Origin of the sequence: Streptomyces sp. x-19, from assembly GCF_046549115.1 — a bacterium.
Lineage (GTDB): Bacteria > Actinomycetota > Actinomycetes > Streptomycetales > Streptomycetaceae > Streptomyces > Streptomyces albulus_C.
This window is the reverse complement of the sequence record NZ_JAJPWK010000014.1, coordinates 157,162-180,858: the sequence shown is the minus strand read 5'-3', so window position 1 is coordinate 180,858 and position 23,697 is coordinate 157,162. Positions and strand designations below refer to the sequence as shown.

General features: G+C 73.5%; 20 protein-coding genes and 1 pseudogene. 11 read left to right on the top strand and 10 right to left on the bottom strand.

What is annotated here, in order from left to right:
• Positions 1-30: 30 nt before the first annotated feature.
• Positions 31-852, top strand: coding sequence for a serine hydrolase domain-containing protein (locus ACLJT4_RS27640; RefSeq protein WP_016572347.1), 822 nt, complete (start codon positions 31-33; stop codon positions 850-852).
• Between the two features lie 38 nt (positions 853-890).
• Here ACLJT4_RS27640 and ACLJT4_RS27635 read toward each other — a convergent pair whose 3' ends face one another.
• Complete coding sequence (locus tag ACLJT4_RS27635) at positions 891-1,562, bottom strand: pirin family protein (protein ID WP_411126200.1); 672 nt, start codon at positions 1,560-1,562, stop codon at positions 891-893.
• Positions 1,563-1,620: 58 nt separating this feature from the next.
• On the opposite strand from ACLJT4_RS27635, the gene ACLJT4_RS27630 reads away from it, so the two are divergent.
• From ACLJT4_RS27630 to ACLJT4_RS27610, 5 genes are all read left to right on the top strand, one after another.
• The gene (locus ACLJT4_RS27630; RefSeq protein ID WP_016572345.1) at positions 1,621-2,805 is read left to right on the top strand and encodes a PucR family transcriptional regulator; all 1,185 of its coding nucleotides are present in this window, start codon (positions 1,621-1,623) and stop codon (positions 2,803-2,805) included.
• An 89-nt stretch (positions 2,806-2,894) separates the two neighbouring features.
• Positions 2,895-3,851: an ACP S-malonyltransferase gene (locus ACLJT4_RS27625; protein WP_411126198.1), complete on the top strand. Its 957-nt coding sequence runs from the start codon at positions 2,895-2,897 to the stop codon at positions 3,849-3,851.
• A 13-nt stretch (positions 3,852-3,864) separates the two neighbouring features.
• Positions 3,865-4,911, top strand: a complete 1,047-nt coding sequence (locus tag ACLJT4_RS27620; RefSeq protein ID WP_411126196.1) for a ketoacyl-ACP synthase III — start codon at positions 3,865-3,867, stop codon at positions 4,909-4,911.
• 107 nt (positions 4,912-5,018) lie between these two features.
• Positions 5,019-5,267, top strand: coding sequence for an acyl carrier protein (locus ACLJT4_RS27615; protein WP_016572342.1), 249 nt, complete (start codon positions 5,019-5,021; stop codon positions 5,265-5,267).
• A 76-nt stretch (positions 5,268-5,343) separates the two neighbouring features.
• Positions 5,344-6,630: a beta-ketoacyl-[acyl-carrier-protein] synthase family protein gene (locus ACLJT4_RS27610; RefSeq protein WP_411126194.1), complete on the top strand. Its 1,287-nt coding sequence runs from the start codon at positions 5,344-5,346 to the stop codon at positions 6,628-6,630.
• An 89-nt stretch (positions 6,631-6,719) separates the two neighbouring features.
• Here the strand turns inward: ACLJT4_RS27610 and ACLJT4_RS27605 are convergent, their stop codons facing one another.
• The gene (locus ACLJT4_RS27605) at positions 6,720-7,610 is read right to left on the bottom strand and encodes an NAD(P)-dependent oxidoreductase (protein WP_411126192.1); all 891 of its coding nucleotides are present in this window, start codon (positions 7,608-7,610) and stop codon (positions 6,720-6,722) included.
• A 101-nt stretch (positions 7,611-7,711) separates the two neighbouring features.
• Positions 7,712-8,206, bottom strand: coding sequence for a DUF3145 domain-containing protein (locus ACLJT4_RS27600; protein ID WP_016572339.1), 495 nt, complete (start codon positions 8,204-8,206; stop codon positions 7,712-7,714).
• Between the two features lie 325 nt (positions 8,207-8,531).
• On the opposite strand from ACLJT4_RS27600, the gene ACLJT4_RS27595 reads away from it, so the two are divergent.
• Positions 8,532-9,470, top strand: a complete 939-nt coding sequence (locus ACLJT4_RS27595; RefSeq protein WP_411126189.1) for an SGNH/GDSL hydrolase family protein — start codon at positions 8,532-8,534, stop codon at positions 9,468-9,470.
• 202 nt (positions 9,471-9,672) lie between these two features.
• Positions 9,673-10,374, top strand: coding sequence for a DUF4097 family beta strand repeat-containing protein (locus tag ACLJT4_RS27590; protein ID WP_411126187.1), 702 nt, complete (start codon positions 9,673-9,675; stop codon positions 10,372-10,374).
• On the opposite strand, the gene ACLJT4_RS27585 is transcribed toward ACLJT4_RS27590, so the two are convergent.
• Positions 10,361-12,922, bottom strand: coding sequence for a beta-glucosidase family protein (locus ACLJT4_RS27585; RefSeq protein ID WP_411126185.1), 2,562 nt, complete (start codon positions 12,920-12,922; stop codon positions 10,361-10,363). The two genes, ACLJT4_RS27590 and ACLJT4_RS27585, sit on opposite strands and share 14 nt — an antisense overlap.
• A gap of 144 nt (positions 12,923-13,066) precedes the next feature.
• On the opposite strand from ACLJT4_RS27585, the gene ACLJT4_RS27580 reads away from it, so the two are divergent.
• Together ACLJT4_RS27580 and ACLJT4_RS27575 are read left to right on the top strand one after the other, a co-directional pair.
• Positions 13,067-13,711 (top strand): TetR family transcriptional regulator, encoded by a 645-nt coding sequence (locus tag ACLJT4_RS27580; RefSeq protein ID WP_411126183.1) that lies wholly within the window; start codon positions 13,067-13,069, stop codon positions 13,709-13,711.
• Between the two features lie 78 nt (positions 13,712-13,789).
• The gene (locus ACLJT4_RS27575) at positions 13,790-15,265 is read left to right on the top strand and encodes a nitrilase-related carbon-nitrogen hydrolase (RefSeq protein WP_411126181.1); all 1,476 of its coding nucleotides are present in this window, start codon (positions 13,790-13,792) and stop codon (positions 15,263-15,265) included.
• Between the two features lie 86 nt (positions 15,266-15,351).
• On the opposite strand, the gene ACLJT4_RS27570 is transcribed toward ACLJT4_RS27575, so the two are convergent.
• From ACLJT4_RS27570 to ACLJT4_RS27545, 6 genes and pseudogenes are all read right to left on the bottom strand, one after another.
• A complete protein-coding gene (locus tag ACLJT4_RS27570) occupies positions 15,352-16,272 on the bottom strand; it encodes a ribokinase (RefSeq protein WP_411126179.1) in 921 nt (306 codons plus the stop codon).
• 92 nt (positions 16,273-16,364) lie between these two features.
• Positions 16,365-18,286: pseudogene (locus tag ACLJT4_RS27565) on the bottom strand (substrate-binding domain-containing protein).
• On the bottom strand, positions 18,276-19,937 hold the full coding sequence (locus ACLJT4_RS27560; protein ID WP_411126177.1) for a sugar ABC transporter ATP-binding protein: 1,662 nt from the start codon (positions 19,935-19,937) through the stop codon (positions 18,276-18,278). The pseudogene ACLJT4_RS27565 and the gene ACLJT4_RS27560 overlap by 11 nt, the downstream one beginning before the upstream one ends.
• Before the next feature lie 145 nt (positions 19,938-20,082).
• Positions 20,083-21,084 (bottom strand): LacI family DNA-binding transcriptional regulator, encoded by a 1,002-nt coding sequence (locus tag ACLJT4_RS27555; protein WP_411126175.1) that lies wholly within the window; start codon positions 21,082-21,084, stop codon positions 20,083-20,085.
• A 277-nt stretch (positions 21,085-21,361) separates the two neighbouring features.
• Positions 21,362-21,790 carry an organic hydroperoxide resistance protein gene (locus ACLJT4_RS27550; RefSeq protein ID WP_411126173.1) on the bottom strand — a complete coding sequence of 143 codons (429 nt, stop codon included), beginning with the start codon at positions 21,788-21,790 and terminating at the stop codon, positions 21,362-21,364.
• Positions 21,791-22,066: 276 nt separating this feature from the next.
• Positions 22,067-23,089 (bottom strand): NADP-dependent oxidoreductase, encoded by a 1,023-nt coding sequence (locus ACLJT4_RS27545; protein WP_411126171.1) that lies wholly within the window; start codon positions 23,087-23,089, stop codon positions 22,067-22,069.
• A gap of 88 nt (positions 23,090-23,177) precedes the next feature.
• Between ACLJT4_RS27545 and ACLJT4_RS27540 the strand changes: the two genes are divergently transcribed.
• Positions 23,178-23,654, top strand: a complete 477-nt coding sequence (locus tag ACLJT4_RS27540; protein WP_233660914.1) for a MarR family winged helix-turn-helix transcriptional regulator — start codon at positions 23,178-23,180, stop codon at positions 23,652-23,654.
• Positions 23,655-23,697: the final 43 nt, after the last annotated feature.

Sequence of the window (23,697 nt, the reverse complement as noted above, 5' to 3'; positions counted from 1 at the left end):
GGCGTTCGGGCACCCCGTAGGCTCGGGCCCATGCAGAGCCTGGGGATGATCGAGAACTGGCCGGTGCCCACCGCGGCCGCCGCCGTCGTACGGGCCGATGGCTCGGTGGTCGGATCGTACGGCCCGCTGGAGCACCGCTTCCCACTGGCGTCGGTCACCAAGCCGCTGGCCGCCTACGCGGCGCTGCTGGCCGTCGAGGAGGGCGCCGTCGAGCTGGACGAGCCGGCCGGCCCCGAGGGCTCCACGGTCCGTCACCTGCTCGCCCACACCTCGGGGCTGGCGTTCGACGAGGCGCGCCAGGTGGCCGCCCCCGGCACCCGCCGGATCTACTCCAACGCCGGTTTCGAGGCGCTCGGCGACCACCTCGCCAAGGCCACCGACATCCCGTTCCCCCAGTATCTGCACGAGGCGGTGCTGGCCCCGCTGGGCATGACCTCCACCGAACTGGCCGGCTCCCCGGCCAAGGACGGCGTCTCCACCGTCGCGGACCTGGTCCGCTTCGCGGCCGAACTCCAGGCACCGCGCCTGCTGGCACCGCAGACCCTCGCGGCGGCGACGCAGGTGGTCTTCCCGGGGCTGACCGGGGTGCTGCCGGGCTACGGCCACCAGAAGCCCAACGACTGGGGCCTGGGCTTCGAGATCCGCGACGGGAAGGCCCCGCACTGGACGGGCGCCGCCTCCTCGCCGCGCACCTTCGGGCACTTCGGGCAGTCCGGGACGTTCCTGTGGGTGGACCCCGTGGCCGGGGCGGCCTGCGTGGCGCTGACCGACCGGAACTTCGGCCCGTGGGCCGTCGAGACCTGGCCGGTCCTGACCGACGCGGTCCTGGCCGAGCTGGCCGGCAGCAGCTGAGGCCGGCCGCGGAGCCGGCACCCGGTCTGACCCGCAGCTCACCCGTAGACCGGCTCCGCCCCCATCTCCCACACCAGGCACTCCGCGCCCTGCGGCGCCACCAGGTCCAGGCCGTGCGCCTCGCTGATCCGCGCCGCGTCCCCGGCCGCCAGCTCCTCGCCCCCGAGCCGCACCTCGCCCCGTACGACGTGGACGTAGACCCGCGCGGCAGCCGGGACGGCGGTCCGCCCGCCCGCCCCGAGGCGGCACACCCGCAGCGTGGCGCCGGCCCGGGCCAGCGGCAGCGGCGTGCCCTCGGCGACGCCCCGCACCACCGCGTACTCCGGCTCGCCACCGGGAGCGAGGGGCGTCAGCCACATCTGCACGAAGCGCAGCGGCGCCGGGCCGTCGTTGCGCTCCACGTGCCGGACCCCGCCGGCGGAGCTGAGCCGCTGGAGGTCGCCGGGGCGTACGGTCGTGGCACGGCCCGTCGAATCGCGGTGGGTCAGCTCGCCCTCGACGACCCAGGTGACGATCTCGGTGTCCCGGTGCGGGTGCTCGTCGAACCCGGCGCCGGGCGCCAGGCGCTCCTCGTTGCAGGCGACCAGCGCGCCGAAGCGCAGGTTGTCCGGGTCGTAGTGGGGACCGAAGGAGAACGCGTGCCGCGACTCGATGCCGGCGGCCTCGTCACCGCCCCGATAGCGCTCCGCGCCCCTGCGCACCTGCATCATCGGGCCACCGTAGCCCCACCGCTCCACCCCCTCATCCCGATAGGGCAGGCTTGGTCCCGTGTCTGAACCCGCATCGCGCGACGCGCACCCGCACTCCGCGACCCTCCGGCGGCTGGAGAACTCCTCCGGCAAGCTGGCGGCCGCAGCGATCTCCCGCATGGACGCCACATTGCCGTGGTACCGCGCGATGCCCCCGGAGAACCGTTCCTGGATCGGCCTGGTGGCACAGGCCGGCATCGCCGCGTTCACCGAGTGGTTCCGCCACCCGGAGACGCCCCAGGCGATCAGCACCGACGTGTTCGGGACGGCGCCGCGCGAACTGACCCGGGCGATCACCCTGCGGCAGACGGTGGAGATGGTCCGCACCACGATCGAGGTCATGGAGACCGCGATCGACGACGTCGCGGCACCGGGCGACGAGTCCGTGCTGCGCGAGGCGCTGCTGGTCTACGCCCGCGAGATCGCCTTCGCCACCGCCCAGGTCTACGCCCAGGCCGCCGAGGCGCGCGGCGCGTGGGACGCCCGCCTGGAGTCCCTGGTGGTCAATGCGGTGCTCTCCGGGGAGGCCGACGAGGGCGCCGTCTCCCGGGCCGCGGCCCTCGGCTGGAACGCACCGGAGCACGTGTGCGTGGTGCTGGGCACCGCCCCGGACGGCGACAGCGAGTTGACCGTCGAGGCGATCCGGCGGGCCGCCCGGCACGCCAAGCTCCAGGTGCTGACCGGCGTGCTGGGCAGCCGGCTGGTGGTGATCGCGGGCGGCTCGGACAATCCGGTCAAGGCCGCCAAGGCACTGATCGGGCCGTTCGCCGCGGGTCCCGTGGTGGCCGGTCCGGTGGTCGCCGACCTGCTCGCCGCGACCCGTTCCGCGCAGGCCGCCGCCGCCGGGCTGCGGGCCTGTGCGGCCTGGCCGGACGCCCCCCGGCCGGTGCTCGCGGACGACCTGCTGCCGGAGCGCGCGATGGCCTCGGACCCGGTCGCCCGCGAGCAGCTGGTGGAGGAGATCTACAGACCGCTGGAGGAGGCCGGTTCGGCGCTTCTGGAAACACTCAGCGTCTATCTGGAGCAGGCGAGCAGCCTGGAGGGCGCGGCGCGGATGCTGTTCGTCCACCCCAACACCGTGCGCTATCGGCTGCGACGTGTGACTGACGTCACCGGCTGGTCGCCGTCCGACGTCCGGTCCGCATTTACGCTGCGTATCGCCCTGATCCTGGGGCGTCTCGCTGACGGTGAGGCTCAACCCTAGACTTTTGTCGAACACCAACAATTCCCCCGATGGTTCTTCGTCCCTGTCCCCACGGGCGGGCGGGACCTCCCACAAGAGAGAGTGTGAGGGTGCTCGTACTCGTCGCTCCCGGCCAAGGCGCTCAGACGCCCGGCTTCCTGATCCCCTGGCTCGACCTCCCCGGGGTCGAGGACCAGCTTCGCGAATGGTCCGCGGCCATCGACCTGGACCTCGTCCACTACGGCACCAAGGCCGACGCCGACGAGATCCGCGACACCGCGGTAGCCCAGCCGCTGCTGGTGGCCTCCGCCCTGGTCTCGGCGCGCCAGCTCTTCCCGCACACCGACGACCTCGTCGCACGGGTCGGCGCGACGGCCGGCCACAGCGTCGGTGAGCTCGCCGCCGCGGCCCTGGCCGGCACCGTCTCCGACGCCGAGGCGATGACGCTGGTGCGCCGCCGCGGACTGGCGATGGCCGAGGCCGCCGCCATCACCGAGACCGGCATGGCCGCGCTGCTGGGCGGTGACGAGGACGTCGTCCTGCCGCACCTGGAGAAGCTCGGCCTGACCCCGGCGAACGTGAACGGCGCCGGGCAGATCGTCGCCGCCGGCACCGCCGAGCAGATCGCCACCCTGGTGGAGAACAAGCCCGAGGGCACCCGCCGGGTCGTACCGCTGAAGGTGGCCGGAGCGTTCCATACTCACCACATGGCACCCGCCGTCTCGGCCCTGGAAGCCGCCGTCACCGCGTTGTCGCCGGCCGACCCGCGCACCCGCTACGTCTCCAACAAGGACGGCCAGGCGGTCACTTCCGGCCAGGAAGTGGTGCAGCGACTGGTCGGCCAGGTGGCCAACCCGGTCCGCTGGGACCGCTGCATGGAGACCTTCCGGCAGCTCGGTGCCACCGCGCTCATCGAGGCCGCTCCCGGCGGCACCCTCACGGGCCTGGCCAAGCGCGCCCTGCCCGGCGTGAAGACGCTCGCCCTGAAGACGCCCGACGACCTGGACGCGGCCCGTGAGCTGATCACCAACGCAGCGGACGCCGCGCCCGCAGCATCGGCCGAATAGGAGTCCGCAGCGCATGACCTCGAAGATCAAGCCTTCCAAGGGCGCCCCGTACGCACGGATCATGGGTGTCGGCGGCTACCGCCCGACCCGTGTCGTGCCGAACGAGGAGATCCTCCAGCACATCGACTCGTCCGACGAGTGGATCCGTTCGCGGTCGGGCATCTCCACGCGCCACTGGGCGGGCCCGGACGAGACCGTCGCGACCATGGCGGTCGAGGCGTCCGGCAAGGCCATCGCGGACGCCGGCATCACGCCCGAGCAGATCGGCGCGGTGGTCGTCTCCACCGTCTCGCACTTCAAGCAGACCCCGGCCATCGCGACGGAGATCGCGCACCTCATCGGTGCGGGCAAGCCGGCCGCGTTCGACATCTCCGCGGGCTGCGCCGGCTTCGGCTACGGGCTGACGCTGGCCAAGGGCATGATCACCGAGGGCTCCGCCGAGTACGTCCTGGTGATCGGCGTCGAGCGGCTCTCGGACCTGACGGACCTCGAAGACCGTGCGACGGCCTTCCTGTTCGGCGACGGCGCCGGCGCGGTCATCGTCGGCCCGGCCAAGGAGCCGGCGATCGGCCCGACGGTGTGGGGCTCGGAGGGCGACAAGTCCGAGACCATCAAGCAGACCCTCTCGTGGGACGTGTACCGCACCACCCCGACCCCCGGGGGCGACGGGCCGGAGCAGCGTCCCGCGCCCGAGGCGGTCCGCTACCCCGCCATCACCCAGGAGGGCCAAGCGGTCTTCCGGTGGGCGGTGTTCGAGATGGCGAAGGTCGCCCAGCAGGCGCTGGACGCGGCCGGGGTCAGCCCGGACGACCTGGACGTCTTCATTCCGCACCAGGCCAACATGCGGATCATCGACTCGATGGTGAAGACTCTGAAGCTGCCGGAGAGCGTCACGGTCGCCCGTGACGTGGAGACCACCGGCAACACCTCGGCCGCCTCGATTCCGCTCGCCATGGAGCGGCTGCTGGCGACCGGTCAGGCCAAGAGCGGGGACACCGCGCTGGTCATCGGCTTCGGGGCGGGTCTCGTGTACGCCGCGACGGTCGTTACTCTCCCCTAGGCAAGATCTGCGCAGCCCGGCACCGAGCACGAGGGGCCGGCCGCTGCGGGACCTCCACCGCTTCACCGTAAAACAAGCAGTTTCCCGCTAATCGAAGGAGCGCCATCATGGCCGCCACTCAGGAAGAGATCGTCAAGGGTCTCGCCGAGATCGTCAACGAGATCGCCGGCATCCCCACCGAGGACGTCCAGGTGGACAAGTCCTTCACCGATGACCTGGACGTCGACTCGCTGTCCATGGTCGAGGTCGTCGTCGCCGCCGAAGAGCGCTTCGACGTGAAGATCCCGGACGACGACGTCAAGAACCTCAAGACCGTCGGTGACGCGACCGACTACATCCTCAAGCACCAGTCCTGATCTGGCGCAGCGCATGTCGCCACCCCGCGGTGGCGCCGTCGATTCAGACACCTCTACCCGTGGAGTAAGAATTCCCGTGAACGCGACCAATCGCACCGTGGTCGTCACCGGTATCGGCGCAACCACACCGCTGGGTGGCGACAGCGCTTCGACCTGGGAGGGCATGCTCGCCGGCCGGTCCGGCGTCAGCCCCCTGGAGCAGGAATGGGCAGCCGACCTGCCGGTCAAGATCGCCGCGCAGGCGGCGGTGGACCCCGGCGAGATCCTGCCCCGCCCGCAGGCCCGCCGACTGGACCGCTCGGCGCAGTTCGCGCTGATCGCGGCCCGTGAGGCGTGGGCGGACGCCGGCTTCACGGTCAAGGCCGGCGAGCCGGACGCGGCCGCCGGGCCGGCCGGTTCGGTCAACCCCGACCGGCTGGGCACCGTCATCGCCTCCGGCATCGGCGGCGTGACCACGCTGCTGGGCCAGTACGACGTCCTCCGTGAGAAGGGCGTCCGCCGGGTCTCGCCGCACACGGTGCCGATGCTGATGCCCAACGGGCCGTCGGCCAACGTCGGTCTGGACGTCAACGCGCGCGCCGGTGTGCACACCCCGGTGAGCGCCTGCGCCTCCGGCTCCGAGGCCATCGGCTACGCCATCGAGATGATTCGCACCGGTCGTGCCGACATCGTCGTCGCGGGCGGTACGGAGGCGGCCATCCACCCGCTGCCGATCGCCGCGTTCGGCAACATGATGGCGATGTCGAAGAACAACGACGACCCGCAGGGCGCCTCCCGTCCGTTCGACAGCGACCGCAACGGCTTCGTCCTCGGCGAGGGCGCCGGCGTCATCGTCCTGGAGTCGGCCGAGCACGCCGCCCGGCGCGGCGCCCGGGTCTATGCCGAGGCGGTCGGCCAGGGCATCTCCGCCGACAGCCACGACATCGTGCAGCCGGAGCCGTCCGGCAACGGCATCGCGCACGCGCTGCAGAACCTGCTCGACAACAGCGACCTCGCCGCGTCCGAGATCGTGCACGTCAACGCGCACGCCACCTCGACCCCGCAGGGCGACCTGGCGGAGCTGAAGGCGCTGCGCAAGGTCTTCGGCGACGACGTGGACCACATGGCGGTCTCCGCCACCAAGTCGATGACCGGCCACCTCCTGGGCGGCGCGGGCGGCGTGGAGACGGTCGCCACCATCCTGGCGCTGTACCACCGGACGGCCCCGCCGACCATCAACGTGGAGAACCTCGACCCCGAGGTCGACGCGGACATCGTCCGCGGCGAGGTCCGGGCCCTGCCGGCCGAGGGCCGGATCGCGGCGCTGAACGACTCGTTCGGCTTCGGCGGCCACAACGTGGTCCTCGCCTTCCGCACGGCCTGAGGCCCCACCAGGCCGCGCCTGACGCAGGCAGTACGCGGGCCCGCCCGGTCACGACGACCGGGCGGGCCCGCGTGCGTCCGGACGGGCCGTCAGTCGTCGAAGCTGGCGAAGTACGCGGCGATGCCGTCCTCGTCGCCGTGCCCCTGGGCCTCGGCGCGGCGGAAGCGCTCCGCGGTCGCGGCCGCCAGGTCCATCCGGACGCCGGAGGACCGCCCGGCCTCGCCGATCAGCCGGGCGTCCTTGCGGGCCGCGGAGACCGTGAAGCTCGGCGCCAGGTCGCCGGAGAGCAGCAGGTCCGACTTCATCCGCAGGTAGGGCATGTCGAGCGAGCCGCCGGCGATCGCCTCCAGGAACTCCCGCGGGTCCACGCCCAGCCCCTTGGCGAGCGCCAGGGTTTCACCGGTACCGCCGATGATGGTGAGCACCCAGCTGTTGACGACCAGCTTGAGCCTGCTGGCGGCACCGCCCGCGGCGTCGTCGCCGACCCACTGGGTGCGGCCGCCGACGATGTCGAAGACCGTGTCGGCGCGTTCGCGCAGCTCGGGTGCGCCGGCGGCGAGGACGATCAACTGGCCCTTCTCCGCGGGTGCCTTGGTGCCCAGTACGGGGGCGTCCACGAGGCGGAGGTCCTGTTCCGCGGCGAGGCGCACCAGCGGTTCCAGGGCGGCGGGCCCGACGGTGCCCATCTGGAGCCAGAGGGTGCCGGGGGCCAGTCGCGGGGCGGCCTGGCGCACGGCGTCGAGGGCGGCGGGCCCGTCGAGCAGCATGGTGAGGACGACGTCGGCGCCGTCCACCGCCTCGCCCGGGGTGTCGGTGACCCGGACCCCGTCGGCGGCCAGCGGCTCGGCCTTGGCGCGGGTGCGGTTCCAGGCGCGGACGTCCAGCCCGGCGCGGGCGAGGTTGCGGGTCATCGCCGCGCCCATGATCCCGGTGCCGAGGACGGCGACCGCGAGGGTGTCAGAAGTGGTGTTGTCGGCCATGGCCGCACGCTAGGACCTGGAGTGCGCTCCAGGTCAACCGTGCGCTGTGTGTCGCGGAACGACACCGGCACGAGGCTCCGTACGGGCGTGTGCGGGGCGCCTCAGACGACCTGGTGGAGCCAGCGGACGGGGGCGCCCTCACCGGCGTAGCGGAAGGGCTCCAGTTCGTCGTCCCAGGGCTTGCCGAGCAGCTTGGCGACCTCGGCGGCGAGTTCGGTCTCGCCGCGGGCGGAGCGGGCGACGGCGGCCCGCAACCGGTCCTCGGGGATGAGGATGTCGCCGTGGATGCCGGTGACGGCGTGGAAGATGCCGAGGTCCGGGGTGGAGCTGTAGCGCTCGCCCTCCGCGCTGGTGCACGGCTCGGCGGTCACCTCGAAGCGCAGCAGGTGCCAGCCGCGCAGCGCGGAGGCCAGCTTGGAGGCGGTGCCGGCCTCGCCCTGCCAGGAGAACTCGGCTCTCCAGGTGCCGGGCGACGCCGGCTGGCGGATCCAGTCGAGGTTGACGCGCACCCCGAGGACGCCCGCCACCGCCCATTCGACGTGCGGACACAGCGCTCGTGGAGCGGAGTGGACGTACAGGACTCCACGTGTCGTCACCGGGACCTCCCGTGCGGATCGAGGTTCGCCTTCCCCAGCGGCCTCGTGCCCGTTCCGGTCGCGGCCGGGACAGCTGTCGACATTCTGCCCCAGTGATCACTTCGGCACCAGCATGCGAGGTGACCTACAGTAAACACCATTAGGCGGAAATTGCCGCAAAAGGGACAGGAAATGACGTGTTGTAATTTGTCTGTGCCGACTGCAGGTGCCACTTCGGGTCACCGCCCGGCAGGCACGGGGCAAAGCTACCGCGCGGTGCAGGACCGGAAGTGACGTACCGTCGGTACCCGAAGAGATATCACTCGCACGCCGGAGGGGACAGGGGATGACGACGAACGATCGACCCGCCCGCCCCCGGCGACCCCGCCCGGCGACCCGTGCCGCCCTCGCCTCGGCGACGGTCTGCGCGCTGCTGGCCACCCTTGCCGCCTGCGGTGACGGCTCCGCCCCGCACGGCCGCGCCGCGGTCAAGCCGAGCGCGAAACCTACGCCCGTCTGGCGGACCGACCCCGCCTCGATCGCCGCCCTCGGCGACTCCATCACCGTCGGCTTCGACGCCTGCACCGTGCTCTCCGACTGCCCCGAGGTCTCCTGGTCCACCGGCACCAGCCCCAAGGTCAAGAGCCTGGCCCGGCGGCTGCTGCCGAAGGACCCGGCCGCGCACAGCTGGAACTACGCCCGGACCGGCGCCCTGATGAGCGACCTGCCGCAGCAGATCACCTCGGCGGCGGCCCGCCGGCCCGAGTTGGTCACCGTCCTGATCGGCGCCAACGACGCCTGCCGCAGCGACGTCCGGGCGATGACCTCCCCCGCCGCCTTCCGCGCCGGGTTCGAACGGTCCATGAAGACCCTGCGGCGCGCCCTGCCGCGCACCCAGGTGTACGTCGCGGCCGTGCCGGACCTGTTGCGGCTGTGGTCCGAGGGGCGCAAGAACCCGCTCGGCAAGCAGGTGTGGAAGCTGGGCATCTGCGGGTCGATGCTGCGCGACCCGGACGACGTGACGAAGCCCGCGCAGGACCGGCGGACGCTGGTCCGGGAGCGGGTGATGGCGTACAACGAGGCGCTGGCGGAGGTCTGCGCCGAGGACCAGCTGTGCCGGTTCGACCGGTCGGTCTTCGACTACCGCTTCACCGGGCAGCAGTTGAGCACCTGGGACTGGTTCCACCCGGGGCTCCAGGGCCAGCAGGAACTGGCGGAGTTGGCCTTCAAGACCATCACCCGCAAGGAAGACCCCCCGAAGGGCGAAGCGGCCTCCGCCGGATGAGTCGGCCCCGGTCGGCCCGACCCGGTCGGCCCGCCCCGGTCTCGGGGGAACCCCTAAGGGCGACGGGGCGGGGGTCATACCGTGCGGTGACGGCGAAGGTCATACCGTGCGGCGACGTGGACGGGGTGGGGGCGCGGGACGATGAAGGTCGAGCGAATGCCGCTCGGTACCGCACCGTCACCACTGCCTCGGGGGAATCACCATGGCCCGACTCCGCGCCGCCCATCTCGTCCTGCCCTGTGCGGCCCTGACCTTGCTGACGACCGGCTGCTCCCTGGTCGTCGGCGGCCCGCGCACCACCGCCGAGCGGACGTACGGGGTCGACGGCGCGGTCAGCTCGCTGTCGGCGACGAGCCACGGCGGCAACATCGAGATCGTCCCGGTGGACGCCGGCGGCGCCGTCAAGGTCACGGAGAAGGTGACGTACGACGGGTCCAAGCCGAAGACCACGCACACCCTCAAGGACGGCCGGCTGACGCTGACCGCCGAGGACTGTGCGATGGGCCAGCACTGCGAGGTGGCGTACCGCGTGCTGCTGCCGCGCACCGCCTCCGTCGACCTGCACACCAGCGGCGGGGACGTCACGGTCCGCGGCGCCTCCGGCGGGATCACCGCGGACACCAGCGGCGGCAACATCACCGTCGAGGACACCAAGGCCCGCACGGCGAAGGTGAAGACCAGCGGCGGGGACGTGGAGATGACGCTGGGCGCGGTGCCCGACGACGTCTCGGGGCGGACCAGCGGGGGCGACGTCACCCTCCACGTCCCGAAGGGCACCTACGCCGTCGACGCGGAGACGAGCGGCGGCAGCCGCAAGGTGTCCGTCGGCACGGACGAGGGCTCGGCGCACAAAATATCCGCCCGGACCAGCGGTGGCGACGTCTCGGTGCTCAGCCAGCCGTGATCTGCGCGGTCAGCCGGACGTCGGCGCTGCTGCGGGCCGCCGCGACGGTGTAGCGGCCCGGGATCCGGCGCCAACCGCCGTCCGGTTCCGACCAGATCTCGAAGGCGCGCCCCGGCAGCGGGATCTCGGTCTCCACGCTCTCGCCGGGCCCCGCCTCGACGGTGGCGAAGCCGGCCAGCCAGCGTGCCGGGCGCTCCGGCGCGCCGGGGGTGTCGTCAGCCGGCGCGAGGTAGATCTGGACGACCTCGCGGCCGGGGCGGTCGCCGGTGTTGCGCAGCCGCACCCACACGGAGTCGGGGGTGGCGTCCAGGGACTCGTACTCCCAGCGGGTGTAGCCCAGTCCGTGGCCGAAGGGGTACGCGGGGGCGGTGGTGGTGCGCTGCCAGGCGCGGTAGCCGATGAACACCCCTTCCGCGTAGGGGAGGGTGCCGTCGGTGGGGGTCACGGTGGAGACCGGGGCGTCGGCGAGCCGGGCCGGCCAGGTGGTGGGGAGCCGGCCGCCCGGTTCGTGGTCGCCGAGCAGGACGTCCGCGAGCGCGGCCCCGGCCTCCTGACCGGGGAACCAGCTCAGCAGCACCGCCGGGACCGCCTCGCGCCAGGGCAGCTCCACCGGGGAGCCGGAGTTGACCACCACGACGGTGCGGGGGTTGGCGGCGGCGACCCGGGCGACCAACTCGTCCTGCCGGCCCGGCAGCCGGAGGTCGGTGCGGTCGAACCCTTCCGACTCGACCTCCTCGGTGGTCGCCACGACCACGATCGCGACGTCCGCCCCGGTCGCCGCCCGGACGGCCGCCACGATCTCGGCGTCTCCGTCGAGCTGCGGTTCGCCGTGGCCGAGGACGAAGTTCAGGGCGTCCATCCCTTCGCCCAGCCCGAGGCCGTGCGGCACGAAGCGCAGGGTGAGCGCCACCTCCTGATCGGCGGTCAGCTCCGCGGCGAGCCGGTGCTCGGCAGGCTGCATGAACGCCTCGAAGGGGTCGGTGCCCGCCGCCCCGGCTCCGTCGCCGTCGAAGAGGACCCGGTCGTCCAGGGTCAGCCGGAGCCGGCCGGCGCCGGCCACCGCCAGGGTGTGGGTGCCGGTGGTCCGCGGGGTGAAGCTGCCGGTGAGTTCGACGGCGTGCAGCTCCTGCCGGGTGACACCGCCGGGGAAGCTGCCGAGCACCTGGACCTTGCCGTCGAACTGCGGCGTCTCGGTGAGCAGTCGGCCCTCGGCGGTGAGGTAGCGGGCGTGCAGGGTGAAGCCCTCGCGGGCGTGCGGGACCCGGGTGCGCGGGTCGGCGCCGGTCGCGAAGACGACCTCGACGTCGTCGGGCAGGGCCGCGCGCAGACCCGCGAGCGGGGAGACGATCTGTGCGGGGAAGACGGTCGCCGAGCCGCCGCCGAGGACGCGGGCGTCGCGGGCGGCCGCACCGATCACGACGACCCGGCGCAGGGCGGCGGCGTCGAGCGGCAGCATCGGGCGGGCTCCGCCGCCGGGCGCCGCCACCGGTGCGTTGCGCAGCAGGACGACGGCGCGGCGGGCCAGCTCGCGGGCGATGGCCCGGCCGTCGACGCCGTGCGGGACGTCGGACGGGGCCACCGCGGGCGGCACCCCGTCCAGGCAGCCGGTCCGGGCGGCAAGCAGCAGCACCCGCCGGACCGCGGTGTCCACCTCGGACTCGGCGACCTCGCCCGCGCGGACGGCTGCCGCGAGCGGGGCCCCGAAGACGGTGCGGGGCCCGGGCATGGCGATGTCCAGGCCGGCACGCAGGGCGCGGACGGTGTTCCGGGCCGCCGTCCAATCGGAGACGTTGCAGCCGTCGAAGCCCCAGTCCCCGCGCAGCACCTCGGAGACGAGGTGGTGGTGTTCGGTCATCGTCGAGCCGTTGACCTGGTTGTAGGCGGTCATGATGCCCCAGGGGCGGGCGTGGGTCACGATGTGCTCGAACGGGGCGAGATAGAGCTCGTGCAGCGGGCGCGGGGCGATGCGGTTGTCGACGGTGAAGCGGTCGGTCTCGGCGTCGTTGCCGACGAAGTGCTTGACCGTGGTGCCGACGCCGCCGTCCTGCACGCCCCGCACGTACCCCGCCCCGATCACCCCGGTCAGCAGCGGGTCCTCCGCGTAGCACTCGAAGTGGCGGCCGCCCAGCGGCGAGCGGTGCAGGTTCACGGTCGGCGCGAGCAGCACGTGGACGCCCTTGCGGCGGGCTTCCTGAGCCAGCAACCGGCCTGCCCGGCGAGCCAGTTCCGGGTCCCAGGTGGCGGCCAGGGCCGTGGGGCTGGGCAGCGCCACGGAGGGGTCCTCCGCACTCCACTGCCGTCCGCGGACGCCGATCGGCCCGTCCGACATCACCAGCGACCGCAGCCCGATCGCGGGGACGGCCGGCAGGCTCCACATGTCCTGCCCCGAGAGCAGCCGTGCCTTGGTGTCCAGGTCGAGCACGCCCAAGGCCCGTTCCACCACGGCGGCGTAGTCGTGGGGCCCGGTGTCGGCGCGGGGGTCGGCGGCGGGGTCGGCGGCGGTGCGGGGGCCGGGCTCGGCGTGGCGGGCGGGCGACTGGTCGGTCATGTGCGGCGCTCCCTTGCGTGGACGTGCGGACCCCCTGGCCGCATTCTCGCCCCCACGCCGAGCGGGAGGTAGGCATTGTTGTGTTTCCGTTACTCATGCGTCGTGGGCGTCGGAGGGGCGGGGCCGGAGGGTTAGGCTCGGTCGGTGAGTGCACGAGGGCAGGACGCGGGCCGCGGTTCCCGACGGACCGGCGGCGGGCGGAAGGTGCAGCGCGCGGAGCGGCGGGCGGCGATCCTGGAAGCCGCCATGGAGCTGATCGCCGAGCGCGGCTACCGCCGGACGTCACTCGCCGCCGTCGCCGAGCGCGCCGGACTGACGCAGCAGGGGCTGCTCCACCACTTCCCGACCAAGGAACTGCTGCTGGTCGGCGTGTTGGAGGCGCGCGACCGCTGGGACGCGGCCGCCGCGGCGTCCGGCTCCTGGCGCACCGGCACGCTCGCCCAACTCGTCGACTACAACGCCACCCGCCCCGGCATCGTCCAGGCGTACACCGTGCTGTCCGCCGACAGCGTCACCGAGGACCACCCGGCACGCGCCTTCTTCGAGGCGCGCTTCCGGGGCGTGCGCGAGGCGCTGGCCGGGGCGCTGCGGGCCGAGTTCGGCGAGACCCTGCCCGGCGGCCTGACCCCGGAACGGGCCGCCCCGCTGCTGGTCGCGGTCATGGACGGGCTCCAACTCCAGTGGCTGCTGGATCCGGAGCGGGTCGACATGCCGGCGGCGTTCCGGGACTTCCTGGGGCTGCTCGGCGGCGGGGAGACGCAGGAGGGCGACGGCGACACGGCGCCGTAGCGCGGGGCGGGCCCCCGGGGCGGGGGCGGTTATCCACAGGCCGCCGCGGGTGGGAGCGGCGGCGGGCATCATGGAGAAATGATCGTTGCTGCCGCACAATTCCCCTCCGTACCGGGCGACATCGCCACCAACGCCGCGCGGATGGCCGGCCTCGTCACCGAGGCCGGCGAGCGCGGTGCGGGGGTCGTGGTCTTCTCCGAGCTGGCCCTGACCCACTACGACCTCGGCCCGATAGCCGCCGATCCGGTGGCGCTGACGGTGCTTCCGGACGACCCTCGGCTGGCCCCCGTGCGCGCGGCATGCCGCGCGGCCGGCGTCGCCGCGGTGGTCAACGCCCCCGGTCGCAGCGGTGCGGACGGGGCGAAGCCCACCATCGCCACCTTCGTCTACGGGCCGGACGGCACCCTGCTCACCCGCTACGACAAGCGGCACGTGGCCGAGGGCGAGAGTGCGGTGTTCGCACCGGGCACCACGCACGGCCGGTTCACGCTGGGCGGGATCCGCTTCGCGCTCGCCACCTGCTTCGACAACTCCTTCGCCGAAGTGCCGGAGCGAGCCGCGGCCGACGGCTGCCGGGTGTACCTGTCCAGCGCGTTCCACGGCGACGGCGAACGGGTCGCGCGGTACGCGGAGTTGGCGCGCACGCACGGGCTGCACGTGGTGCTCGCCAACGGCATCGGCGTCGGGAGCCCCGGACCGGGCGCCGGGCTCAGCGGTTGCTGGCTGCCGTCCGGCGAGCGGGTGGCGGCGGCGTCCGCCGGGCCGGACGGGGAGGGCGCACAGCTGGTGCTGAGCGACGTGCGGGACGCGATCACGCTGATGGCCGACCCGGCGGTGGCCGCGGTGCCGGTGCGGGAGTGCGGTGAGCCGCTGGTGGACGTGCGGGACGCCGCGCCCGGACTGTCGGTGGACAGACTCAAGGCCGGAGCCGACGGCGCGGCCGGGGAGGGGGCGTTCGCCCACCTGCGGGAGGGGGTGCTGCGGCGGCTGCTGGCCGCCCAGGAAGCGCTGCCGGCCGGGCTGCGGCTGCAGTTCGTGGAGGGGTACCGGCCACCGGCCCTCCAGCGTCGGTACTTCGCGCAGTACGCGGACGAGCTCCGGGCCGCCCACCCCGATTGGGACGCGGCACGGATCCACCGCGCCGCCAGCCGCTACGTGTCCCCGCCGGAGATCGCCCCGCACAGCGCGGGCGGCGCCGTGGACCTCACGCTGGTCACGGCGGACGGCGACGCGGTCGACATGGGGACGCCGATCAACGCCTCCCCCGAGGAGAGCGGCGGCGCCTGCTACACCTCCGCTCCGGAGCTGACGCCCGCCGCCCGTGCCAACCGCCGGATCCTGTCCGCGGCGCTGCGCGGGGCGGGCCTGGTCAACTACCCCACCGAGTGGTGGCACTGGTCCTACGGCGACCGCTACTGGGCGCTGGCGACCGGCGCGGAGCACGCGCCGTACGGCCCCCAGGAGCTGGGCGACGAGCCGGCGGCCCGGTGCTCCGGCGGCGTCACGCACGTGGGCGGGGCGGCCGCTGCGCACGGCGCGGGGGCCGAGCGGTGAGGCACGGACGGGGCCGACGGGGCGGTGCGGCGTGGTGGTCAACCACCGTGCCGCGCCGCCCCGTCGGCCCCGTCCCGTCCGGGCGGCTACGGCTGCTCGGGCGGCTCCGGCAGCCGGGCCAGATCCTCGGCCGTCGGGTACGAGGGCTGCGCGCCGGGCTTGGTGACGGCTGCCGCGCCGACGCGCACCGCGAAGCGAGCCGCGTCGGCCAGAGCGGCGCCGCCGGCCAGCCGGGTGGCCAGCGCACCGGTGAAGGCGTCGCCGGCGCCCGTGGTGTCCACGGCCTCGACCCTGACGCCGGGCACCGTGGTCGTCCCGGAGTCGTCCAGCACCAGCGCGCCGTCGCCGCCGAGGGTCACCACGACCGAGCGGGCGCCCCGCTCACGCAGGGCGGCCGCCCACTCGGCGGGGGTGCCGTCGGTGCGTCCGGACAGTTGCCGGGCCTCGTGCTCGTTGACCACCAGCGGATCGGCCGCCGACAGCAGTGCGCGGTCGAGGTCCTCGGGGGTCGGCGAGGGGTTGAGGACGACGCGGGTGCCGGCCCCCTCGGCGGCCTCAGCGGCCGCCCGCACGGTCTCCATAGGGATCTCCAGCTGGAGGGAGAGCACCGCGGAGGCCGCGATGACGTCCTGGGCGGCGGCCACGTCCTGCGGGGTGAGCGCGGCGTTGGCGCCCGGCGAGACCACGATGCTGTTGTCGCCGTCCGGGCTGACGATGATCATCGCGGTGCCGGTGCGGGCGTCCGCGTCCACGATGACGGGCGCCACGTCGGTGCCCGCGGCGCGCTGGGCGGCGAGCAGCAGCTCCCCGTAGGCGTCGCCGCCGACCCGGGCCAGCAGCGCGGTGCGCCCGCCGATCCGGGCCGCCGCGGCCGCCTGGTTGGCGCCCTTGCCGCCGGCCGACTCCACCAGGTCCGTGCCGAGCACGGTCTCGCCCGCTCCGGGGCGCCGGGTCACCCGTACGGTCAGGTCCGCGTTGGCCGAGCCGACCACCAGGACGTCGTACATGCGCCGTTCCTCTTCTCTGTCCGGGCGTCGTTCTCTCGTGTCCATACGCCGTTCTTCCGTTTCTTCCTGCGTGCCGCCGCCGGGCGGCCGGGTCAGCCGCCGAAGCGGGCGGCGTTGGCCGCCGTCACCAGCACGACCGGCACCTTGACCGTCCGGGGCAGCCGCTCGCCGCGGGCCGCCTTGAGCGCCCAGTCCACGGCCTGCTTGCCGAGGAGTTCGGGCTGCTGGGCGACGGTGGCGGTCAGGGTGCCGGCGCGGACGGCGCCGACCCCGTCCGGGGTCCCGTCGAACGCCACCACCTTGACGTCCTTGCCGGCGCGGGCGCCCAGTGCCTTGGAGGCGCCGAGTGCCATCTCGTCGTTGGCGGCGAACACCCCGCCGATGTCGCGGTGTGCCTGGAGCATATTGGACATCACGTCCATGCCCTTGGTCCGGTCGAAGTCCGCGGGCTGCCGGGCGACGACTTCGATGCCGGGGTACTGCCTGATGCCCTCCTCGAAGCCCTGGCCGCGTTCACGGGCGGCGGAGGTCCCGGGCTGGCCTTCGAGGAAGGCCACCTTGCCCTTCCCGCCGAGCGCCTCGGCGAGGGTCTTGGCGGCGAGCCGGCCCCCGGCGACGTTGTCGGAGGCGATGGTCGAGCCCACCTGCCCGCCGTTGACGCCGCGGTCGATGGAGATCACCGGCACCTTGGCCCGGTTGGCGACGCCGACGGCGGGGACGGCGGCGTCGGAGTCCACCGGGTTGATGATGGCGGCCTTCACCTGCTGGCTGGTGAAGGTCTCCATCTGGTTGATCTGCTGCATCGGGTCGTTCTGCGCGTCGGTGATGTTGATGTGCAGTCCGCGGGCGTCCGCCTCGGCTTGCGCGCCCTTCTTGATGCCGACGAAGAACGGGTTGTTCATCGTGGACAGGGCCAGCCCGAGGTCGGTGTTGCCGCCGCGGTCGCAGCCGGTCAGGGCGAGGGCGCCGACCGCGAGGGCCGCGCCGAGCAGTGCCGTGCGCCGCTTCATCGCGCGCTCCTGCGCCGCAGGGTGTCCAGGAGGACGGCGAGCGCGATCACCAGACCGGTGGCGACCTGCTGCCAGAAGGCCGAGACGCTCAGCAGGTTGAGGCCGTTGCGCAGCACGGCGAGGATCAGGGCGCCGATCAGGGTGCCGGACGCCTTGCCGGAGCCGCCGGAGAGGCTGGCGCCGCCGATCACGACGGCGGCGATGGCGTCGAGTTCGTAGCCGCTCGCGGCCTGCGGCTGGGCGGAGGTGAGCCGGGCCGCCAGCACGATGCCGGCGACGGCGGCGAACACCCCGGACAGCGCGTAGATCACGAGCTTGCGGCGCTTGACGTCGATGCCGGAGAGGCGGGCCGCCTCCTCGTTGCCGCCGATCGCGAACATCGCACGGCCGGAGTAGGTCCGGGCCAGGACCAGTGCGGCGATCAGCCCCATTGCGATCATGACGAGGACGGGCACCGGCAGCCAGCCGCCGAGGGTGTCACCGAGGGCGTTGACCGCGTCGGGGAAGGGGATCGGCGTGCCGCCTGAGAGGACCAGGGCCAGGCCGCGGCCGACCGACAGCATCGCCAGGGTGGCGATGAAGGCGGGCAGTCGACCGTAGGCGACCAGGGCGCCGGAGAGCAGTCCGGCGGCCGCGCCGACCGCGAGGCCGAGCAGCACCGCGAGCCAGACCGGCAGTCCCTCGTTGGTGGCGGCCCAGGCGACGACGGTGGCGGAGAGCGCGGCGACCGAGCCGACCGACAGGTCGATACCGGCCGAGACGATCACGAAGGTGACGCCGAAGGCCAGGATCGCGGTGACCGACGCCTGCACGCCGACGTTGAGGAGGTTCTGCCCGTTGAGGAAGTCCCGGGACAGCACCGCCATCACCACGACCAGGGCGATCAGGCCGCCGAGCGGACCGTTGCGCAGCACGGCCCGGGAGAACCACGGCCCGAAGCCGTCCGGGGCCGCTCCCCCGCCCGCCGCCTTCGGGGCGGCTGCTGTCTTCACGTCAGCGGACATCGGAGCCCTCCATCGCGCTCTCGTTGGTGTGCGTGCCGTCCCCGGTGCCGTGCGGGGACTGGAGCGCCAGCTCCATCACGGCGGCCTGGGTGGCGTCGGCGGCGGGGAGTTCCCCGGTCAGCCGGCCCTGTGCCATCACCAGCACCCGGTCGCTCATGCCCAGCACCTCGGGCAGGTCGCTGGAGATCATCAGCACCCCGCAGCCGGCCGCGGTCAGCTCGTTGACGAGCTGGTAGATCTCGACCTTGGCGCCGACGTCGATGCCGCGGGTCGGTTCGTCCAGGATCAGCAGCCGGGTCTTCGCCAGCAGCCACTTGCCGATGACGATCTTCTGCTGGTTGCCGCCGGAGAGGGTGCGGGCGGACTGCCCCAGGCCGCTCATCCGGACCTTCAACTGCTCGGCGACGGCGGCCGCTTCGCGTCGTTGACCGCGCCGGTCGACCAGCCCGCCGCGGGTGTCCCGGTCGAGCCGGGCCAGCGTCAGGTTGTCCTGGAGCGAGGCGTCCAGGACCAGCCCCTGGCCCTTGCGGTCCTCGGGCACCAGCCCCAGCCCGGCCCGCATCGCGGCCCGGACGTCGCCGCGCACCAGCCGGGCGCCGGCCACCTCGACGGTGCCGGCGTCGTAGCGGTCCACACCGAAGACGGCGCGGGCGACCTCGGTGCGGCCGGCGCCGACCAGTCCGGCCAGACCCACCACTTCGCCGGCCCGGACCTCGAAGTCGATGCCCTCGAAGACCGGCCGGGCCGGAGCGCCGCCGGTCGTCCTGGCACCGTGCCGGGTCAGGCCCCGCACGCGCAGCAGGGGTGGGCCGGGCGCGTCGGAGCGGCGGCGCGGGTACTGCTCGGCGATGTCCCGGCCGACCATCAGCCGGATCAGTTGCTCCTCGCCGGTGGCGGCGGGCACCTCGTCGATCGAGCGGCCGTCGCGCAGGACGGTGACCCGGTCGCCGAGGGCGCCGATCTCGTCGAGGTGGTGGGTGATGAAGATGATGCCGACGCCGGCCTCGCGCAGTTCGCGGACGATGCCGAAGAGCGTCTCCACCTCTTCGGACGTGAGCACCGCGGTCGGCTCGTCCATGATCAGGATGCGGGCGTCGAGGCTGAGGGCCTTGGCGATCTCCACCATTTGGAGCCGGGCGATGCCGAGTTCGGCGACCGGGGTGTTCGGGGAGACGTCGAGCCGCACCCGGCGCAGCAGGTCGGCGGCGCGGGCGCGCATCGTCTTCTTGTCGATCAGGCCGAGCGCGGTGCGCGGTTGGCGGCCCAGGAAGACGTTCTCGGCGACGGTCAGCCCGGGGACGAGGTTGAACTCCTGGTAGATGGTGGCGATGCCGAGCCGCTCGGCGTCCTGCGCGGAGCGGATCCGCACCTCGCGGAGCGCGTCGGGCTCGCCTTCCCCGGTGTTCGCCGGGGGGCGGCCCGCGCCCCCGGCGACGAGGATGCGGCCGCTGTCGGGGCGGTGGGCGCCGGAGAGCATCTTGATCAGGGTGCTCTTGCCGGCGCCGTTCTCGCCGAGCAGGACGTGCACCTCGCCGGCGCGCAGGGTCAGGTCGACGCCGTCCAGTGCGCGGACGCCGGGGAACGCCTTGGTCACCCCCTCGACGCGCAGCAGTTCGCGGCCGCCCGGTACGTCGTCGTTGACGCCGGTCATGCGCTGCCCCTCTCTCCTTGGTGGGTTCCTCGGTTGGCGGGTGGTGTCCGGGCGCGGTGCCCGGGCGGTGGCTCTGCGGTGGGCCCCGGCGGGGCGGGCTTGCTGGTCGGACCGGTGCGTTCCGGTGCCGGTGGGGCGGGTGTGGTCAGAGGGTCGGCGGTTCGCCGCAGGAGCGGCGCGGCACCAGGTGGGCGGGCAGCAGCACGTCGGGGGCGGGGCGGCCCTCGATGCGTGCCAGCAGGGTCTGCACGGCGGCCCGGCCGAGGTCGCGGGTGGGCTGGGCGATGGCGGTCAGCGGCGGGTCGGTGTGCGCGAACCACGGCACGTCGTCGTAGACCACCAGCGCCACGTCGTCCGGGACCCGCAGGCCGCGGGCGCGGAGTTCGTCCATCGCACCGAGCGCCATGAGGTTGTCGGTGGCCAGGACCGCGTCCGGCGGCTCGGGCAGGTCCAGGAAGTCGCGCATCACCCGGCGGCCGCCGCTGGGTTGGAGGTCGGGGGTGGCACCGACGCGCTCGTCGGGCAGGGCGATGCCGTGGTCGGCCAGGGCGGTGCGGAAGCGTTCCAGGCGCTCGTCGCCGGTGGGGGTGCCGGCCGGGGCGACGATGATCGCGGGGCGGCGGCGGCCGAGCGCGGCGAGGTGGGCGGCGAGGTCGGTGAGTGCGGCCCGGCCGTCGGCGCGGACGCAGGGGGCGTCGATGCCGGGGACGGTGCGGTCCAGCAGGACCAGCGGGGTGCCGGAGGCGACGACCTCGCCGAGCATCGCCGAGCCGGTGCCGGCGGAGCTGACCAGCAGGCCGTCGATGCGGCGGTCGAGCAGGGTGCGGATGTAGTCGTCCTGTTGGGCGGGGCGCTCGCCGGCGTTGCCGATGACGAGGCTGTAGCCGAGGCCGCGGGCGGCGTCCTCGACGGCGTCGGCCAGTTCGGTGAAGAAGGGGTTGGTGAGGTCGCTGATCACCAGGCCGAGCGTGCCGGTGCGGGCGGTGCGCAGGGCGCGGGCGACATTGTTGGGGCGGTAGCCCAGCTCCTTGACGGCGGCGAGCACCCGCTCGCGGGTTTCGGCGACCGGGCTGTTGCCGTTGAGGACCCGGGAGACCGTGGCGACGGAGACTCCCGCCCGCTCCGCCACGTCCTTGATGTTCGCCATGGCTCCGTCGCCGTCCTGTCGCTCTGTCGCTCTGCCGTCCCGCCGCTCACGGGGTGCGTCGTGTAATCGATTACGCGTCGCGCGTGAGGGCTACGAAATCGATTACACGGCGGTTGCGTCAAGACTCCGCCCCTGTGGCCTGCGTCACGGGGAACGGTCGGCGTGGCCGCGGAACGGGGACGGGAACGGCGAAGGGCCGCACCCCCTGACGGGATGCGGCCCTCGTGCCACCGGTGCCGAAGGCGGCCGGTCAGGCGCCTCGGCGGCCCGAAACGCCTCAGGCGACGGTCAGCGTGACCTCGACGTTGCCGCGGGTGGCGCTGGAGTAGGGGCACACCTGGTGCGCCTTCTCCACGAGGTCCTTCGCGGTGGCCGCGTCGACGTTGGGGATCGAGGCGACGATCTCGACGGCGAGGCCGAAGGCGCCCTCGGGGGTCTTGCCGATGCCGACCTTCGCGGTCACCCGGGAGCCGGAGACGTCGGCGTTCTCACGGCGGCCGACGACGCTGAGCGCGCCCTGGAAGCAGGCGCTGTAGCCGGCCGCGAAGAGCTGCTCGGGGTTGGTGCCGGCGCCGCTGCCGCCCTGCTCCTTGGGCGGGTTGACGACGACGTCGAGCTTGCCGTCGTCGCTGGCGACGCGGCCGTCGCGGCCGTTCTCGGCGGTGGCGACGGCGGTGTAGACGACGTCGACGGTCTGGATGGACATACCAATCCTCCTGTGGTTCGCCGCGACTCGCGCCCACTCATCGCGACGGCTTGTCGATGAGCCTAACGGGCCGCGGGGCGAGGACGGGAGGCGAGTCTCACAGTGCGGAGGCCGGGCCGGTCGGTGCACCGCGGCGAGGGGCGCCTGCCGGCAGCCCCACCACCCGGGCCGCGCGCTCCCCGCCGTCTCCGCGACCAGGCGAGGGCGGCTGGGCGGCGGGGCGGAAGCGTCCGGCAGGGTCCGGGCGCCCGCCCGGACCCTGCGGTCCGCCGGGCCTCAGTCGGCCAGGCTCACGATCATCTTTCCGGTGTTGGCGCCGCGGAGCAGGCCCAGGAACGCCTCGACGCCGTTCTCGATGCCCGAGACCTTGGTCTCGCTGTACTTCAGCTCGCCGGAGCGGATCCAGGCGGAGACCTCCTCGACGAACTGCGGCTGCAGCGCCTGGTGGTCGCTGACCAGCAGGCCCTCCAGGCGGAGGCGCTTGCCGATCACCAGGGCCAAGTTGCGCGGGGCGGGGCTCGGCTCGGTGGCGTTGTACATCGAGATCATGCCGCAAATGGCCGCCCGGCCATGGACGTTGAGCGTGCTGATGGCGGCTTCGAGGTGGTCGCCGCCGACGTTGTCGAAGTAGACGTCGATGCCGTCGGGGGCGGCGGCCTTGAGCTGCTCGGTGACGTCGCCGTTCTTGTAGTTGAAGGCGGCGTCGAAGCCGTACTCCTCGGTGAGCAGGTGGACCTTCTCGTCGGAGCCGGCGGAGCCGATGACCCGGGAGGCGCCCTTGAGGCGGGCGATCTGGCCGACCTCGCTGCCCACCGCGCCGGCCGCGCCGGAGACGAAGACGGCGTCGCCCTCCTTGAAGTCGGCGACCGCGAGCAGGCCCGCGTACGCGGTCAGGCCCGGCATGCCGAGGACGCCGAGGTAGGCGGTGAGCGGGGCGAGCGAGGCGTCCACCCGCGCGGTGCGGGCGGCGTCCACGACGGCGTGCTCGCGCCAGCCGAGGCCGTGCAGGACGTGGTCGCCGACGGCGAAGCCCTCGGCGCGCGAGGCAAGAACCTCACCGACCGCGCCGCCGTCCATCGGCTGGTCCAGCTGGAAGGGCGGGACGTAGGACTTCACGTCGTTCATCCGGCCGCGCATGTACGGGTCGACGGAGAAGTGGAGGTTCTTGACGAGGATCTGGCCGTCACCGAGCTCGGGCAGCGCGGCCTCGCGGAGCGCGAAGTCGTCGGGGGTGGGCCAGCCCTGGGGGCGGGCGACGAGGTGCCATTCGCGGCTGGTGGTCGGCAGCGGTGCGGACATGAGCGTGATCCTCCAAATGCTTCAGATGCTGAAACAATAATGCGTCTGAATATTTCAGCTTGTCAAGCAATTGGGTATCCTGGTGTGTATGACTGCACGCCCAGACCCGCTGACCGTCGAGGTGGTCGATCTCATCGGCACCGTCGTCGCCCGCTTCCACGAGGAGTACGAGCGGGCCGCGGCCGAGCACTCCCTCACGGGTGCCCAGGCGCGACTGCTGCGGCTGCTGGCGATGGAGTCGATGCCGATGCGCAAGCTCGCCCAGTGCCTGAAGTGCGAGCCGTCGAACGTGACCGGCATCGTGGACCGCCTGGAGTCCCGTGGCCTGGTGGAGCGGCGCCCCGATCCGTCCGACCGCCGGGTCAAGCTCGCCGTGCCGACCACCGAGGGCCGGGCGACGGCCGAGCACCTGCGCACGTCGTTGGACTTCGCCCGCGAGCCGCTGGGCCGGTTGACGGCCGCCGAGCGCACCCTGCTCAAGCAACTGCTCCAGCGGATGCTGGGAATGGGGGACGCACCCGAGGGCGGCGGGTCGGCCGAGGGGCCCGACCGCAGCGGGGCGTGACGGGGCCGGTCGTGGAATTGGCCCAGGAAGGCCGTGGCCGAGT